Source organism: Nostoc sp. JL23 (assembly GCF_017115065.1).
GTDB classification, from domain to species: domain Bacteria; phylum Cyanobacteriota; class Cyanobacteriia; order Cyanobacteriales; family Nostocaceae; genus Nostoc; species Nostoc punctiforme_A.
In genome coordinates, this window is record NZ_JABXKN010000146.1 from 1 (window position 1) to 16,974 (window position 16,974).

12 protein-coding genes are annotated in these 16,974 nt (G+C 42.8%); 5 read left to right on the plus strand and 7 right to left on the minus strand.

The window, feature by feature from the left end; translation table 11 throughout:
- The first annotated feature begins 552 nt into the window (after window positions 1-552).
- Window positions 553-873, plus strand: coding sequence for a hypothetical protein (locus tag HWQ42_RS31840; RefSeq protein WP_292819183.1), 321 nt, complete (start codon window positions 553-555; stop codon window positions 871-873).
- An 85-nt stretch (window positions 874-958) separates the two neighbouring features.
- On the opposite strand, the gene HWQ42_RS31845 is transcribed toward HWQ42_RS31840, so the two are convergent.
- From HWQ42_RS31845 to HWQ42_RS31875, 7 genes are all read right to left on the minus strand, one after another.
- Window positions 959-1,282, minus strand: coding sequence for a DUF2103 domain-containing protein (locus tag HWQ42_RS31845; protein WP_292819186.1), 324 nt, complete (start codon window positions 1,280-1,282; stop codon window positions 959-961).
- A gap of 11 nt (window positions 1,283-1,293) precedes the next feature.
- Window positions 1,294-1,620: an ATP-dependent Clp protease adapter ClpS gene (gene clpS / locus HWQ42_RS31850; RefSeq protein WP_292819189.1), complete on the minus strand. Its 327-nt coding sequence runs from the start codon at window positions 1,618-1,620 to the stop codon at window positions 1,294-1,296.
- Window positions 1,621-2,043: 423 nt separating this feature from the next.
- The gene (locus HWQ42_RS31855; protein WP_292819193.1) at window positions 2,044-4,074 is read right to left on the minus strand and encodes an FAD-dependent oxidoreductase; all 2,031 of its coding nucleotides are present in this window, start codon (window positions 4,072-4,074) and stop codon (window positions 2,044-2,046) included.
- 549 nt (window positions 4,075-4,623) lie between these two features.
- Entirely contained in the window at window positions 4,624-8,625 is a 4,002-nt protein-coding gene (locus tag HWQ42_RS31860) for a DUF4912 domain-containing protein (RefSeq protein ID WP_292819196.1), read from the minus strand.
- Between the two features lie 416 nt (window positions 8,626-9,041).
- Window positions 9,042-10,148 (minus strand): precorrin-8X methylmutase, encoded by a 1,107-nt coding sequence (locus HWQ42_RS31865; protein ID WP_292819199.1) that lies wholly within the window; start codon window positions 10,146-10,148, stop codon window positions 9,042-9,044.
- A gap of 3 nt (window positions 10,149-10,151) precedes the next feature.
- A complete protein-coding gene (locus tag HWQ42_RS31870; RefSeq protein WP_292819202.1) occupies window positions 10,152-10,700 on the minus strand; it encodes a hypothetical protein in 549 nt (182 codons plus the stop codon).
- Entirely contained in the window at window positions 10,687-11,817 is a 1,131-nt protein-coding gene (locus tag HWQ42_RS31875) for an AAA family ATPase (protein WP_292819205.1), read from the minus strand. The genes HWQ42_RS31870 and HWQ42_RS31875 overlap by 14 nt, the downstream gene beginning before the upstream one ends.
- Before the next feature lie 223 nt (window positions 11,818-12,040).
- Between HWQ42_RS31875 and HWQ42_RS31880 the strand changes: the two genes are divergently transcribed.
- The 4 genes from HWQ42_RS31880 to HWQ42_RS31895 all read left to right on the plus strand — a co-directional run bounded on the left by HWQ42_RS31880 (window position 12,041) and on the right by HWQ42_RS31895 (window position 16,714).
- Window positions 12,041-13,981 (plus strand): heavy metal translocating P-type ATPase, encoded by a 1,941-nt coding sequence (locus HWQ42_RS31880; protein ID WP_292819208.1) that lies wholly within the window; start codon window positions 12,041-12,043, stop codon window positions 13,979-13,981.
- A gap of 233 nt (window positions 13,982-14,214) precedes the next feature.
- Window positions 14,215-15,075 carry a 16S rRNA (cytidine(1402)-2'-O)-methyltransferase gene (gene rsmI, locus HWQ42_RS31885; protein WP_292819211.1) on the plus strand — a complete coding sequence of 287 codons (861 nt, stop codon included), beginning with the start codon at window positions 14,215-14,217 and terminating at the stop codon, window positions 15,073-15,075.
- A gap of 389 nt (window positions 15,076-15,464) precedes the next feature.
- Window positions 15,465-15,743, plus strand: coding sequence for a GlsB/YeaQ/YmgE family stress response membrane protein (locus HWQ42_RS31890; RefSeq protein WP_292738193.1), 279 nt, complete (start codon window positions 15,465-15,467; stop codon window positions 15,741-15,743).
- 59 nt (window positions 15,744-15,802) lie between these two features.
- A complete protein-coding gene (locus HWQ42_RS31895) occupies window positions 15,803-16,714 on the plus strand; it encodes a hypothetical protein (RefSeq protein ID WP_292819214.1) in 912 nt (303 codons plus the stop codon).
- The last annotated feature ends 260 nt before the right edge of the window (window positions 16,715-16,974 follow it).

Consider the following 16,974-nt stretch of genomic DNA (forward strand, 5'->3'; position numbering starts at 1 on the left):
TCACTGGTGGATTAAAATCGGGGCTTAATCGTAAGTGATTTACCGAACATGATATAAGATGAACTCATAAGTTAATTACAACAACTGCTGCAATCATTTAAACGTTTCTTATACATGATCAAGCAATTGTTGCAAAGTATTAAGCATTTGCAGCAACTGCTTATACATTTCTTGGAAATGCTTAAGCCTTTCTTATACATGATCAAGCAATTGTTGCAAACGCTTCAATTTTGGCAACTAGCCTTGAAGATTAATGGAGTTACGAGTGCTGAGTTGCAAGTGAGATTGTTCACTCAGCACTATTAGACATCTCCGAAAAAGATTTAGATACCACAAATTTGCACCCAGACCTAACCCCCCTTCCCCCCTTCCCTACCAGGGAAGGGGGGTTTTAAAGCCTCTCTCCGTTTCGGGGAGAGGTTTGGAGAGGGGTCTTTTTTCTTTTCTGGAGATGTCTATTGAATCTATTGAGGTTTGTAAATAATTTGTATCTCTGCAAGGAATATTCCTTTAGACTGAGTTTCAACTGAAAAAATGTAGGAATAAACACAAATGCATTCGTTAAATATATTTTGTCACGAATCTGTAGTTGCTGTTTCCTTTGTCGCTTGCATTATTGGGCTGTTGTTACTGTGCAATGGTAAGCAGCAAACAAATGAGATGGAAGAAACAGAGCGAATTCTGTTTAGAATGAGCTTTAGTTACTGGCTAGTTTACTGTGTAGCTTTTGGCATCGAAAAAATAGTTTTACCCGGCTGGGAATCTGTAGTCATGACTTTGAAAATAACTACAGCTCTGTCATATTTCTTAACTTTTTCTTGTATCGTTAGTCTACCGCTACACAAATTTGCAGTACATCGGGTTGAGGAATAGTTATTGGGGATTGGGCATTGGGGATTGGGCATTGGGCATGGGGCATGGAGCATTGGGTAAAAAAGTGAGATTCTCAACTCAGCACTCAACATCTCATGGTGATCGCTAATGCAGCTTCTAGTTGATCCTGGGGTAAAGTCGTTAAAATAAAGACCTCTTGTACCGTTTTACCTTGCCGTGCAATGACTTTATAGCCGCCCCGAATGGGTACTGAGACGCGTAGTTGCATTTTTGGACAATGACCCTTCGATCGCCCAATCACTCCTGGCGTTACAGTTTGGATACCATCCTGCTGACACAGACGTTCTAAAATGGGGATAAGACCAGAAAGGTGTGTTGAGTGATTCCAAACCAGTCTGGCAGCTTTTTGTGAAGCCGTGCGGAGGGGATCTACGGAGGGTTTGCCCATAATAATTAAGGTTAAGCTGCTTCTAGAGGTGCCATTGTCAAACCTGCTCGGCGCAGTTGCTGGTGATAGAGTTCCGCAGGTTCTTGGGGCCCGACCCAGACGATCGCTTGACCTTCATAGTGTACCTGATTAGTCAAATCCCACGCGCGATCGCCACTCATCCCCGGAATATATTTCATTAAACATTCACACACGTGTTGGAATGTATTAAAGTCATCGTTTAATACAATCACTTTGTAATTCGGATAAGTCTTACGGATAACTTGATTAGACCGTTCAGGAGCTATAGTTGGTGCTGTGGACATCCCGAAAACATCTGCTGAAAGTGTTATAACCATAAACCAATTAGTCAAGATAATTTTACAAAACTACACTACTACACTATAAGTAACTTAGTTTAGTTGTCATTTGTCATTTGTCCTTTGTCATGTGTCCGTTGTCATTTGTCCTTAACCAATGACCAATACTTGTCTACGAGAGGCTGCGCCCAATACGTTTCGGTTAGTATATTTGGCTTTCGGAGATCCCCCCAACCCCCCTTAAAAAGGGGGGCTTTTCCTCCTATTTACCCCTTTTTTAAGGGGGTCGCCGTAGGCGGGGGGAGCTTAACCAAACCGTATTGAGGCTGCGCCAATGACTCCCTTCCCTACGGGACGCTACGCGTAGCTTGCTTCCCCGGAGGGGTACGACTGCGCTCAGGGCAAATAACAAATGACCAATGACCAATGACCAATGACAAATGACAAATGACAAATGACAAATTATTTCCAATTATCCCAGTTTTCGTTAAAAATAGATGTATCTGGGAAGGCGGTAGGGTTGCCATTTTGTTGCAAAAGCCGTTTGAGTGCTTCTAGTTGTGGCTCTTGTTTAGGTAAATCATCAACAAGTTGGTAAGGTGCGATCGCATTTTTGAGTGCAAAATTAGCAACAGTGCCCGCAGCTGCGCCAGCTGACCATTCAAAGGAGTGTACCCGATAGGCAGCAGCGGCAATATGACTAGTCGCAATACTTTTGCCACCTACGAGCAAATTATCAATTTTCTGGGGAATCATTGCTCTCAAAGCAATTTGGAAGGGATAAGCTTGACCCGCACCGCGTCTTTCGCCTGGACGTTCTGTGTTACCAGGGGCTTCTGGGGGACTATTGACCATGCAAGGATGGAAATCTATGGCGTAGTGACCAATACCCACTGCATCGGGGAAAACGGTAGAACGAGTCCGTCGCATTGCTTTATCTGGTGGAACTTTACCGTCAATTACTGATATTGCTTCTAAACCTGCAACTGCTGCTCGTAGCTGACGATACATATCTGCTGGCAGAGTCTTAGAGTAATACTCGTCATTATAATCTCGGCGGGAAATATCAATTTCCCAAATACCAAAACCTCCGGTTTGTCCCCAACTGGGGCGGCCAATAATCCGCCGCCCTTCTCGCATATAGGGATATTTTGATAAACCATGCGCTGTCCCCATTGGTGAATTTAAACCGGAAACAAAGCGGTTATTAGTTTGTGGCTGCTTAACACCATCCCCTAGTTGAGAATCCGTAGTCCCAGCTACCAGCCAGTAATAGAAAGATAAGGCATTTTCCTCAGCCTTGCGGAGGGCTTCTGTCCGCAGTCCTCCCATCCAACCCCCTGGTTCTAACTGTCCAGTACCTTGTAACTGTTGACGAGTGTAAATTAGGTTATCCTGGGCTGTTCCGGGGCGGTAGTCGTTACCCCAAGTCCAGTTTTGCATTGAGATATCCCCTGGTGCAGCCGCAGTAAAACTTACACCGCCAAATTTTGCTGGTTTCCCTTTGTTTGGACTCCAAATGCGACGATAGCTAAAAACTAAATCAAAGTTAGCTAGTCGCGTTAATTCATAGCTGAAATATGGCGCATATTGTGGATAAAATGCAGGCATTGTCTGCGGTTGCGGTTCCTTAGTGGCCTCCATTGCAAAGGTGTAGGTAAAGCCTTGGGGGCAATAGGGGTCATTATTAGCACTGGAAGCAGAAGGTTCTAGGTAAGAACGGGCATCAATGCCTAATCGGTAAGGGACATCAGCAAGGGCAATAATTTCTCCAGTTTCGCTAGCGTCTACGACATACCATTTAGGAGCATCCTCTTTCGCTGCCTTGGGGATAAAACGAACAATAGTTTTAGTAAACCGAGATGAGTTTTCGTAGCGATAGGCATCTTCAATACTTTGAGATAATGTAAAAGTATTGAGAGGTGGTGCGCCTTTTGGTGGTTGATGTTGAATTGCGATCGCACTATTAATTATTTTGCCATCAGCAGCGATTTCCAAATCCTTAATTACCGTATTGGGAAACCATTGCAACTTCCCTTTGCCCTGCTTTTCGGCATCTTTAAGCATCTGGGTCAAAATTGTGTGAGCATCGTGAGGAAGAAAACACGATTCACTTACCCAGCATTCACCGGGGTTAAGCTTACCGTATTTCCGCCCAATGCGGTTTCGCAATTCTAGGTAGCCGCGAGAATAGAATTTGAGAGCTCGCTGAGTTGGACGTTCATCTAACGCAGATGTCCCTTGAGCAGAAATTTGTCCTCCCAGCCAGTCAGTAATTTCTGTGAGACAAACTGTTCGCCCTGCTAACAAGCCCTCGTAAGCTGTGGCTACACCAGAAAGTCCACCACCCACAACTAAAATCTCGCAATTTACACTTTTGTCTGGGGTTCTCGGTGGTGCAGCGTTCGCCTGATTAAATGCGACTAAGCTAGAAATTAAATTAAGACCGATCAACCATGTTAAGCTAAAAGCTACTTTGTGTCTATGCTTCATAGTTAAAAAAACCGCTCCAAATCCTGTGTCACCTTGTAGACGTTAGCATTTAAAAAATGTCTAACTCAAGAAATTGTTCCAAAGCAAGAGACGCGATGAATCGCCGTCTTTACAATACAATACAGACGCGATGAATCGCCGTCTCTACAATACGCGATGAATCGTGTCTTTGTGATGATTTATCACATTTTTGCGATCTATAATTTTCATCAAAAAACCTTAATGGAATCGTATTATAATCACTTCTCCTAACAGGGATGAAAACGAAAGTTGGCATAATAAAATCCCCCCTTCCTATACTCCCTAAAAAGGGAGAATTGGTTTAGAGGGGAATGACACTAATAAAAGATACATACAGCCCTTGCTCTAACTGGAACAAGCCTCTAGGCTGGGAACCCATTCTGGAAGGGCTGCCGCCTCCAGTAGCTTGACAAGAGGCAGAAGCCCACTTTAGATACATTCCCAGCCTCCAGGCTGGGAACAAGACGACACAAGCCTTTGGGCTTTTCTTAATGCCATTCGGGTTAGAGGGGAGAACTCAGCGTAATATTAGCTTTCGGAAGTTTCCTGAGAGAACTTCTTATGAATAGTTCTTGGGGATTCCCCATCAGCAGCTACCGTGATGAGATAGTCCATTAAACCATCTGAAAAGGGAAGACGTAGGTGGAAAGTACCATCGGGTTTAATTTTGATAGCATGTCCACCAATGTTTACGTTTGTATTTGGTTGAGTTGCTCCGTGAATAATTAACTCAGCATCAGCCACAAACCAGAAATCTCCGTAGGGACGACTGAATACCCGAACGTTAGCGGAACGGGCTACAAGTAACCAACGATCGCCATCAGCAATATAGCCAATTTCAACCATGTAATCGCGATCGCTTACGGGAATTGCCACAAAGCGATCGCGTGCTACTTCTTCAGATTCATACTGCTGGATAAGTTGGGGACTTTGATAACTCAAATCAATGCCGGTGACATCATAAAGCCGCACTACTAATTGGGAACCGCCCTGTTGATGCAGTGCTTCAGATTGAGCTTTGGAAATGTACCAAGAGACATAAGCCCACTTGGGAGTGCGGGGTGTGAGGACAATACTGCTCTCTTCTGGGGCAGTTTCTGCTTCTACGTCTGCCAAGCCAATAGCGGTTTCGCTTACTGATGCTACATTTTCAACCACGGGATCTTTTGTCGTCGAATCTGTAGGCACTGGACTAAAGACACGAACGATCGCAGAACGGGCAATGAATAACCAGTGTAGTTTACCGCCGTAGGCATCGCCATCAGCGACATAGCCAATTTCAGCTATGTAGTCGCGATCGCTGATGGGAATTTCTACAAAGCGATCATGTGCTGTCTCTTCACATTCATACTGCTGGACAAACTGAGGATTTTGATAACTCAAATCTATTCCAGTCACATCATACAGCCGCACTACCAATTGAGAGCCGCCCTGTTGTTGCAGTGCTGTTTTCTTAGCTTCGGAAATCTCCCAAGAGACTTCAGCCCATTGGAAAGTGCGGGGTGTGAGGACAATACTGCTCTCATCTTGGACATCTACCAAATCAACATCTGTTTTATCCGCGATTACCACGTCATCAACTACGGGATCTGGATTCACAGGACTGGAGACATGAACGATCGCAGAACGGGCAATAGATAACCAGCGATCGCCATCAGCGAGATAGCCAATTTCAGCCATGTAGTCGCGATCGCCCTGGGGAATGTCTACCAATCCTTCGTTTTCTGTTTCCTCAGATTCATACAGCTTTACAAGCTGCGGAGTTTGCTCGCTCAAGTCAATGCCAGTCACATCATACAGCCGCACCATCAATTGAGAACCGCCTTGTTGCCGCAGTGCTGCTTTCTTGGCTTCGGAAATCTCCCAAGAGACATGAGCCGATACATCAGTATCTGGTGTAAGGACAATACTGCTTTTTTCTTGAGTATCTACCAAACCAATAGCTGTTTCGGCTGCAATCGCCACATCATCAACTATGGGATCTGGATTCACAGGACTGAAGACACGAATAATTGCAGAACGAGCAATGAATAACCAGTGTTCGCCATAAGCGATATAGCCAATTTCAGCGATGTAGTCGCGATCGATGAGGGGAATTTCGACAAAGCGATCGTGTGCTGTCTCTGCACATTCGTACTGCTTGACCAGCTGCGGAGTTTGATAACTCAAATCAATGCCAGTCACATCATATAGCCGCACTACCAATTGAGTACCGCCTTGTTGCCACAGTTCTGCTTTCTTGGCTGGGGGAATCTCCCAAGAGACATGAGCCGATGTATAAGTATGTGGTGTGAGGACAATACTGCTTTCTTCTTGAGTATCTATTAAACCACTAGCTGTTTCGGCTGCCATCGTCTCATTTGGAGCATCCGATCCGAAAGTGCTAGCCCAAGCGCCAACTCCCGCGCCTGTTGCTAAAGCTGCGGCTGCGGCCAAATCTGTAGAGTTAGCTTCAGCAACACCTTCCCCAACAGTCGGCTCGGCGGGAAGTTCTTCCTCTGGCAAAGTTAAAGTGGGTTCGGCTGCGTCCGCCACCACATTCAATGCATCTTTACTCCATAAATCTTCTGGGAATTCCGGTAAATCGAGCAGTGAGGATGTATCTGTCGCTGATGCTTCCTCATCGGCTGTCACTCCGTCAGATTCCGCTAAGGGCAATTCATCTACTGAGGCTGTATCTTCAGTTGAGGTGATACTCTCCAGCCAGTTCAATTCTGCCTGAAGTTCCTCGTCTGCCTCATCTTCACTAATTGCTGTGTCCCAATATCCAAAATCAGATGTGACTTGTGGCACATTTGGTAATTCTGGGAGTGGGGCTGTCGCCTCAGATGAAGGCAGTTCTACATCAGACACTTCTTCTGGAATATTACCTGGGTAAGGATATGAAGTATTTACTACAGCTGCCGGGGCTTCTATATCCCACGCCACTTCATCAGAATCAGGAGTGTTTGTCTCCATATAATTACTTAGCCCAACTGTCTCATCAGTTGCGTTTGGTTCTGTTTCTTTATTGCTAAAGGTAGACCAGGTAGCCGTCCCGATGCCTGTTGCTATAGCCGCACCACCTAAAGCTGCGGCTCCGAAGTTGTTATTTTCCGAGCCATTAGCTACGCCCGATGTCGCGCCTTCATAGAGGTTAGAAGTACCATTACTTGTCTCTTGTACTAAATTTGCTGTCCCCTGAGTAGCATTTTCGTTCAGGTCAGATTGTGTTTGAGCGTAGATGTTGAAAGGAGTGCGATCGGGGGTTTCTTGCTCTTGAAAATGCGGTACTGCCTGTTCTTCTAACGTCGCTCCATTCAGGGAAGAAGTTGTGCTGGCATCGAGCGCCGCCGTTGCTCCATTGGGTGGATGAGGATTTGATTCTGGTAAATTGTCTGTTTCCTCGGTGGGCAATGGGCGTTTTTTCACAATCCACCATAGTATAGAGCCACCTACAGCCATAAAAAAGACAGGTAGCAGCAACCACAATGGTGTTTCTTTATTTACAATTGGAGCGCTTTGTGCAGCAGGAGCAGCCACAAAGGGCTGTTCGCCAAATGCAGAACTAGTAGCACTAGGGGAAGGCGTAGGCGCTGGTGTCGTTTCCACACCGGAGGAAGTCGCAACAGCAGGTTGTAATAGGCTGGCTGCGATCGCCTCGGCTTCGGCAGTTCTACCTTTTTCTATCGCCTGCTGTCCTGCGGGTGCTAGGGTAAAGCCAAGAAAATCTACTGTGGTTAAACTCTGATCTTTTTTGTAAACGTAAACTAAAGGTTGTGAGAAAGGATATCTCCCATCATCTGGCAAGGCTTGATGTAATTGCAGAACTCGCACACCTTTCAACTTCGACACCTGATTAGCTAACACATAGCTGATGCCGTCTTTGCCCAGTTGTTTGATGATTTCTGCGGTATTATCCTCACTTACTTGGGTAGCATTAGCCCCTGTAGCAAATTCAGCATTTTTGAAGGCTGGATAAGTACGAAAAGTATTGCGAGTTTCACTCGTGTTCGGGTGATCAATTAACCGAATCTTCCCTGAAGGCGCTCCCAGTTGTGACCAATTTGTAATTTGCCCCCGAAAAATCCGGGCGAATTGCCTACTAGTCAAGCTTCCTTTAAAAGGATTGTCTGCACCAACCACGATCGCAATCTTCTCACGTTGCAAACGAACTTGTTCTAGTCCTTGAGCTTTTTCGGCTGGCGTCAATCCGCGCCCCATTGCGACTATATCGATTTTGCCATCTAGCAAATCTTTCAGCGCTGTCTCAGTGCCGTTAGCAGCAACTTCAACCTTTTTACCGACAAACTGTTTTTCAAAACTTTCTTTCAGGCTTTGATTGATTGCACTCAAGCTACTGGAACCGTCAATCCGTACTATCGGTTCATTCTGCACTGTTTGTGGCAATGGCGAAGAGGTAGCTTCAGGTGTAGATTGTGCCAGCATCGGTGCTGATATCACCAGAGATGCTGCCATCGGGGTTGTAGCTAAGGCAACCCATAATACCAGTCTGACTATCGAAGTATCTTTTTTTTCTTGTTGCCACATAAGCCTCTTAATTAAAGTAAAAAATAGAAAGCCTGCCAGTCCTAAATCGCGATCTTTATAAAGATAATGGAGGAGACGGGCTAATTATACATCTGAGTTATCTTTAGTTCTAATTGCTTCAAAGCACTTATGCTGATTTATACTTCGCTGTAGCTTGGATAGCATGATAATTTATACTCTAATTGCCAAAGTCTGTTGTACTATAAATTTTTCTAAGTTATATTGCAACTTATACCAAGTTGGTGGTTTATGGCCACAATTATGAATTATTGAATTACTAAAATTGGTAAAGCGTAGCAAATTCAATATTATTTAACAATATTATTTTCAGTAGTGCTGAGTTATGAGTGCTGAGTTTTGAGTGGTGAGTAAAAATCCCATGAAACTGTCTTAAGTAAATACTTATTGTTCAGCACTTATTTGAGATAACAATGACAATCTGGCTTATCTATCAGTGACTCAACCAAAGCATTTAAGGCAGTCGCAGCTAATGCGCCACCTCCCAAAGTCCCTTCAACTGTAATAAAAGGTATCCCTTGTTGCATCAGTTGTCGCTTGGCTGCGGGAGCATGACTAAAGCCAATGGGCATTCCAATTACTAATGCAGGCTGAATTTTCTGGTTGGCAATCGCCTCACAAACTTCTACAAGTACTGAGGGAGCATAACCAACTACCAACACACAACCCCTACTTACTTGCGGCAATTTTTCTCGCCATTCTCGATGTTGCCAAAAAGCAACTTCGGCTTCAGTGGCGGTGGTAATATGGGGATTATCAATTAAGGTTTCAGTGCGGCATCCCAAGTGAAGTAATCGGGTTTGATCCAAAGCAGCCGCAACGGTTTGGGTATCGACAACAATTTCACAGCCTGAAGATAAAGCTTCTCGACTAGCTGCGATCGCATCTCGACTCAATTTCACAAAGGATACTAAACTGACATCGCCACAAGCCAAAACCAACTGAGAAATTAAATGCTGTTCAATTTCCGAACGATGAGACAAATCAGGTAGTAAGCGTTGTAGCGATTCGGTAAAAACTTCTGAATGAGTATGAATTTCGGCATCCAAGCCACTCCAGAGATTTTCCAATCCTCCCAATCCAGCTTGAGTTTCGACATCGAGTAACTTGAGTTGCGCCAAAACTTCCGCTTGGATAATTTGACAATGGCGATCGCGCCCCAATAATCCCTCTAATGCTGATGCAGTTTGCCGCAGTTGGGAGATTTGCTGCATCACCGCCCGATATTGCTGCTGGAGTTGTCCCATGAGGTTAACCGTTGTATCGGCTTCTGGTTCCACTTCCAAAATATTGCGGATATGGTTTAGCTGAAACCCTTGCTGCTTAAGCGCGACAATCCGTTGTAACCGGAGAACATCTTTTTGGGTGTAGAGACGATAATTGCTAGGCGATCGCACTGGTTGCGGTAACAGTCCCAATTGATGATAATGGCGCACCATCCGCGGAGTTAAACCGCCGCCCACTGCATCAGTGAGTTCTTTAATAGTTAAGCAACCAGCATTCATGATTTACTCCAATAACGGCAAAATTCTTTGTAATTCTCCACAAGCCGCCTGGAGAGATGGCGGTGCATTTTCATCCAAACCTTGATAACACTGATTTACCAAGTTTTCTACATCTGGCTTGCAAACTGACTCATTGTTGAGAAATTTTGAATATTCTGTTTCTTCATCAACAGTTTCACCTTGTAAATAATGTATCCAAGTTTCAATATTTCTTTTGGGGATAAATATTGCGATCGCTTCTTTAGGCTGGCGAATCTGCTGTAAATCTTCTATCAGTGCATTATCTAATTGCTTTAGCCTTTCCTCTACTGTTTTTTTATCCGCATCAATCAAAACTACTAGCATTCCTGAAAGATAGTTTTTGCTGCGATATGCTTTTACCTCTGTGGGATAACGTTTTCTGACAAACTGCTCTCCTGCACCTTTTGGGCAAATTTCAATTCTGAGATTTCTATCTAAAATAAAACCTCGTTTTTTCAGAAAATGCCGAGCAAAAACTTCTTGTTGCTTATCCTCACACAGAATTACAATTTGTACTCTACGCTGGCTCATATAGCCATCCTCGTGCAATCAGTTCTGAAATAGGTAATCCAGTATTTTCAGCAACTTCATTACTAATTTTTTTCACCCGCACAGGAGCATTGCTGTGACGCTCAAACCAATAACCTATCGGTGATGCTAAAAGATAGTTAATTAATTCAGGATGATGAGAAATTAGCAAAGCCTGGATTTTTTGCTCACTGCAAAGGTCATAAAGCTGAACCAGCCAAGGCTGAATTTCCGGTAGAGCTAAGAAATTTTCTGGTTCATCTATACATAAGGTGTAATCTTCAGACTGAGTGCAATAAACAAGGGTATATAGAGCAATTAGTACTTTTTGTCCATCAGACAATTCGCTAAAACGATAATCAATAATATTTTTTCTATCTTCATCTGTTGTAAATCGCAATTTTAAACTTCGATATCTTTCACTAAACTGTTCAAATTTAAAACTTACAAAACCCTCTAAAACATTTTGTAGAATGTTCATAAGTTCAGAAACCTTACCTTGATCTTCTGAAATGTAACGATACCAAGAAACAAAATTTTCCATCCTAAAATCTAGACTTATTGCTTCCTTGTCACTACCATCAGCCATAAGACTAGGAATAATTTGTACAATAATGAATCGTTGCATTCTTTTTGCAAACCAAGCTACCTTCGTGCTATTAGTATTGACAGAAAACAATGATACCAGAGAAATAAAGTCTGAAATTGAGGAGGGGAATGTAATGTTTCCTAATTCAGAAGTATCTTCTCGAAAAATTTGAATTTCATTTTTCTCTAATTTTAGTAAAATTTGGTTATTAAACCAGAGACGTTCATATTCAACATGATTTTTATTTTGATTATGTCTAATAGCCAATTCATATTTGTAATTACCATTATTCCCAGTAATTTCTAGCTCAAAACGCTGAATGGCTAAAGTCTGCCAGCGAGTACAATCAGTATATTCAAAAATTTCTTCTAGGTTTTTGCGACCACTTACAAAAGTTTGAATTTTCCGTAAGGCTTCAAATACAGTTGATTTACCTGTTCCATTACCACCAAGAAACAGGTTAATCGAGTCAAAGTTCATCTCGAAATTTACCAAACCGCGAAAGTTATCAATATATATTCGCTTTAGCATAGATTTTTTCCTACTAGTGTAATTTTAAACGTAACAGTTAAATCGCCGCATTTACCCACATCCCGCTTTTGAAAAATGCTCCCATAACACAGATAAAAATTTAACTCTGCGTACCTTTGCGCTTCCCTCAGCGCCCCTCTGCATTTCAAAATCATTATAAATCCTTGACATTAACATTAACGTCAAGGTTTAGCGTGAAAGTATCCCTGTTAATTCACCTCTCATGCTTTACCCCCAACGTTTGAGCCAATTCACCAGAGAACACGCAGATACCGTAGCCGCCCTTTTGTGTGGATTCCTATTATTTCTCGGATGGTTCGCCTTGCATCTTGGCGCTTTGGGATTTGCATTCCTGCTACTACCCGCTGCTTATATAATTGGCGGTTATGAAAGTGCGCGAGAAGGATTGACTACCCTCTTCAAAGAAAAAGAACTCGATGTAGATTTGCTGATGATTGTCGCCGCCATTGGTGCTGCTAGCCTCGGCTTATGGCAAAGAGAATATCATTTAATTATTGATGGGGCAATTTTGATTTTGATCTTTGCCATCAGTGGCGCATTAGAAGGCTATGCAATGCAGCGAACTGAGCGGAGCATCCGCAGTTTGATGAGTTTGACACCCGATACAGCAAGAATTTTACTTCAAGGAAGGGAAGAGGAAATTCCTATCAGTCAGCTAAAAGTGGGCGATCAAATTGTCGTCAAACCTGGAGAGCTAATTCCTACTGATGGGATAATTTTATCTGGTTACAGCACCCTCAATCAAGCTGCAATTACAGGCGAGTCTTTACCTGTAGAGAAAACTGTGGGCGAAGAAGTATTTGCCGGTACACTCAATGGCTATGGTGCATTGCAGATTAAAGTACACAAACCAGCCCAAAGCAGTTTGATTCAGCGTGTAATTCGTTTGGTAGAACAAGCGCAGACAGAAGCACCTCCTTCCCAAGAGTTTATCGATCGCTTTGAGAAAAGATATGCCAAAGTCATTGTAGTCGCTGGAATATTGCTGGCAACTTTACCGCCATTTCTTTGGGGCTGGGATTGGGAAACAACTATTTACCGCGCTCTTACTTTCCTGGTGGTAGCTTCCCCCTGTGCATTGATGGCTGCAATTATGCCCACCCTGCTTTCAGGAATCGCCAATGGTGCAAGACAGGGGATTTTGTTTAAAAATGGGGCGCAGTTGGAGAAGATTGGCAAAGTCCGAGCGATCGCATTTGATAAAACTGGTACTCTCACAACAGGACAGGTGCAGGTATTTCAGGTGGTTTCAGCTAGTGAATACACTAATAATGATGTATTAAAAGCCGCTGCCAGTGTAGAATCATCTTCCGAACATCCCATCGGTAAGGCAATTGTACAAGCGGCTGGCGATTTAGATTGGGTTGCTGCCATCCAAGTACAAGCTATACCAGGACAGGGAATTGTCGGAATTGCTCAACAACAACAGGTAATTGTCGGAAATGCCATTTTTTTACAACAGTATGTCACAAATTTACCTGAACAATTGCAAGAAATAGTTAAATCTTGGGAGCAAGAGGGTAAAACTGTGGTTTGGGTAGCACAGGAAGGAGGGGCAGCAGGGGAGCAGGGGAGCAGAAGGGCAGAGGTGATGGGTGTAATTGCGATCGCAGATCAGGTGAGAGTCGAAGCAGCCGCAAGCATCAGCCGATTAAAGAAACTGGGAGTTGAACAAATTGTCATGTTAACCGGGGATAATCAGGAAACTGCTCACAGTGTCGCCAAAGCAGTCGGAATCGATCGGGTATATGCCCAACTTCTACCAGAAGATAAGCTGGATGTTATCCGCCGTTTACAGCAACAATATCAAACAGTTGCAATGGTAGGTGATGGCATTAATGATGCACCAGCTTTAGCGCAAGCATCCGTGGGTATAGCTATGGGAGTATCTGGTAGCGATGTGGCATTAGAAACCGCAGATATCGTACTGATGGCAGACAGGTTAGAAAAAATTGCTGTAGCGATGGATTTGGGAAGGCGATCGCAAGCCATAGTAAAACAAAATATAGTTGTAGCGTTGGGTTTCATTATGTTGCTTTTAGTCGGCAACTTTCTAGGAAATATTAACCTACCCATCGGCGTCATTGGCCATGAAGGTTCCACAGTGTTAGTTACCCTCAGTGGACTAAGATTATTGAAATAAGATAGCACGCCAGATGAGCCACAAAACCCAGATGTAGAGACGCGATTTATCGCGTCTTAAAAGACCAGAAATAACCGAAATCACTGAAATTGATGAATTAGAAACTTTCGTTGTGTTAAAAAAAACAAAATTTGAGTATGAAATGTAGCCAATACTCAATTCACATTACACGTAAATTATTATTTTGACTTCTTAACTCTTAACTCCTAACTCCTAACTATTAACTCTTACTCATGCAAACCGATCCAAAACCAGGAACACTTTACGTTGTCGGCACACCAATTGGCAACTTAGAAGATATCACCTTTCGAGCAGTGCGAATTTTGCAAACTGTGGATATCATTGCTGCGGAAGACACGCGTCATACTGGGAAACTGCTACAACATTTTCAAGTTAAAACACCCCAGGTGAGTTACCACGAACACAATCGTACTAGCCGTATTCCAGAATTATTAGAGCATTTAGTTAATAATAAAGCGATCGCTCTGGTGAGCGATGCTGGGATGCCAGGAATTTCCGATCCTGGATATGAACTGGTGAAAGCCTGTATTGAGGCGGGAATTCCAGTAGTTCCCATTCCTGGCGCTAGTGCAGCAATTACCGCTTTGAGTGCAGCAGGATTACCAACGGATCGGTTTGTCTTTGAAGGCTTTCTCCCAGCGAAAACCCAACAGAGACAAGAACATTTAGAATCTCTGCAAACAGAATCTCGCACTTTGATTTTCTACGAATCGCCGCACCGTTTACGAGATACTTTGCAAGACTTAGCTCTTGTTTGGGGAAACGATCGCCAAATTGTGCTAGGACGGGAGTTAACTAAATTGTATGAGGAATTTTGGCGGGGGACAATTGCCGAAGCGATCGCTTACTACACTCAACGAGAACCCCAAGGTGAATATACATTAGTAGTGGCAGGAATTCCAGCCAGTCAGCCCCAACTGACAGAAGAAGAATTAAAAGCCGAATTGAAACAGTTAATTAGTCAAGGAATATCGCGATCGCAAGCTAGCCGTCAGTTAGCAAAATTTACTTCCATTCCCCGTCGCCAACTCTATCAACTAGCTCTTTCTATAGTCTCCAGTCCTGAGCCTTGAACGGCTGATATCGCTTTTTTTTAAATCAAAAATCTAAATGTGAAATGTATATATTTCTTTATTATTTCTTCCTTTTCTGTCCTTCTCTGCGAGATACTATACTTACCCGTACAGGGAAGTAAGCTACACGTCGTGTCTCATATAGAATACGGTTAGCTTCCTTATGTACATCTTGTATGATGTCAAATAGGACTGATATCTAAATACTTGAATGTACAGAATGTGACTAATTTCTATATTCATCCTCAAAGATGACGTAGCGAATATTAAAATGATATCTAAAGATTTCTGATATTAGTTCTCTAGATAGATCAGAAATTTTGGAGGCAAACTTTAATATGAAATAGTCAAATGCAAACAAAGCAGATTTTCAGTGAAGGAGAAATTCAATGACTAATATTATTGCTTGGTTGGTTTTGGGTTTAATCGCAGGTGCGTTAGCTAAGTTATTTTATCCTGGAACCCAAGGTGGCGGTATTATCTCTACCATTATATTAGGAATCCTGGGAGCCGTATTAGGTGGTTATTTGGGTCAAGTATTGCTCGGAAGTAGTTCGGCAGCAGCTGCATCTGTAGGAGCTTTATCTCTGGGAAGCATTTTATTTGCTGTTATTGGTGCAATGATACTAATTTTCCTTTGGGGTTTACTGACTCGTCGAGCTGTGTAATTACCTCAACTTGAGGTAAAAACTTTGGGAATCACTTCTAACTGCAATAAACCGATAAAATGACATTAGAAAAAGAGCGAAGAACTATAGGAGTTTTCGCTGGGTATTCCGATGCACAATTGGTACTAAAGGAACTAAAAGCTTCTAATTTTCCAATGGACAAAGTTTCTGTTATTGCACGGAATACAGAAAAAAAAAGTGATATTGCTGGTGTTGAAATTCCAGATTGCACTAGCAATACGTCCTCAGAAGATGCTGCTGGAGCCGTTACGAGTGATGCTTTAGACGGTATTACTGACTTATCAGTTGGTCTAGCCCTCTTGGTAATTCCTGGTATAGGCCCAGTCATCTTAGCCGGAGCAGAAGTAACTGCGATCGCTACCACTTTAGCAGGTGGTTTGCCTGCTTTGTTCCTAAGTTTAGGAATTGCTGAAAAGCAAGCACAGGGTTATAGCGATCTTGTCTGTAAAGGTTACTATTTGGTGATAGTAACCGGTATAGATATAGAAATTCGTCTCGCCAAGAGAATTTTTAATCGCTGTGATATTCAACAATGGGGAGTCTTTGAGCCATACTCAACCCCCAATAATCGCTATAAACACGCACTTGGTATTTTTTATCGGCGTCAAGAGGCAGAAAGAGCGCTTACTGAACTGAGAAGCGCTGGTTTCCCAATGAGTCAAATATCAATAGTTGTTAAAAATACAAGCAATCTAAGCGATATTTCAGAGGTAGACATCAGCAGTTCCCAAGATAGATATACTACTTTAGGAATTTCTGATGAGTTAGCTAGATATTATGAGCATCATTTGACTCTTGGTCATTACTTGTTAGTATTAAAAAGTACTGATATCTATTTAGCAGGCGCAAGAGCTATTTTAGAGAGTAACAAGATTCAACATTTTAGTATTTATAGTCAATCCGAACTTGATGCAGCTAGAAGCGATCGCCAGGTTATTAACAACTTCTAGTTAATCCTCAAGTTAATATTAATAGTTTTTACGACACATGATGATTGTGCATATTTCTCATAATTTATAGTTTAAGCAATACGCTTGTACTATAAATTATATGCTTCTATGGTTATAGGTTGTGTTTTGAAACCTTAACTTTGCTGTGGAATGAATGCTGCTTGCGATCACTAAGGTTACGGTTGCTCTGTAGTATTGATGTATAATGTCAGAGATGTCATATTCAACCGCAAAAGTCACTATATTTAGTGTTTAACTAA

What these genes read in the sequence shown, in the direction of transcription:
- HWQ42_RS31840 (WP_292819183.1), top strand. Translation starts at nt 553, where the DNA reads ATGCATTCGTTAAATATATTTTGTCACGAATCTGTAGTTGCTGTTTCC.
- HWQ42_RS31845 (WP_292819186.1), bottom strand. Translation starts at nt 1,282, where the DNA reads ATGGGCAAACCCTCCGTAGATCCCCTCCGCACGGCTTCACAAAAAGCT.
- clpS (WP_292819189.1), bottom strand. Translation starts at nt 1,620, where the DNA reads ATGGTTATAACACTTTCAGCAGATGTTTTCGGGATGTCCACAGCACCA.
- HWQ42_RS31855 (WP_292819193.1), bottom strand. Translation starts at nt 4,074, where the DNA reads ATGAAGCATAGACACAAAGTAGCTTTTAGCTTAACATGGTTGATCGGT.
- HWQ42_RS31860 (WP_292819196.1), bottom strand. Translation starts at nt 8,625, where the DNA reads ATGTGGCAACAAGAAAAAAAAGATACTTCGATAGTCAGACTGGTATTA.
- HWQ42_RS31865 (WP_292819199.1), bottom strand. Translation starts at nt 10,148, where the DNA reads ATGAATGCTGGTTGCTTAACTATTAAAGAACTCACTGATGCAGTGGGC.
- HWQ42_RS31870 (WP_292819202.1), bottom strand. Translation starts at nt 10,700, where the DNA reads ATGAGCCAGCGTAGAGTACAAATTGTAATTCTGTGTGAGGATAAGCAA.
- HWQ42_RS31875 (WP_292819205.1), bottom strand. Translation starts at nt 11,817, where the DNA reads ATGCTAAAGCGAATATATATTGATAACTTTCGCGGTTTGGTAAATTTC.
- HWQ42_RS31880 (WP_292819208.1), top strand. Translation starts at nt 12,041, where the DNA reads ATGCTTTACCCCCAACGTTTGAGCCAATTCACCAGAGAACACGCAGAT.
- rsmI (WP_292819211.1), top strand. Translation starts at nt 14,215, where the DNA reads ATGCAAACCGATCCAAAACCAGGAACACTTTACGTTGTCGGCACACCA.
- HWQ42_RS31890 (WP_292738193.1), top strand. Translation starts at nt 15,465, where the DNA reads ATGACTAATATTATTGCTTGGTTGGTTTTGGGTTTAATCGCAGGTGCG.
- HWQ42_RS31895 (WP_292819214.1), top strand. Translation starts at nt 15,803, where the DNA reads ATGACATTAGAAAAAGAGCGAAGAACTATAGGAGTTTTCGCTGGGTAT.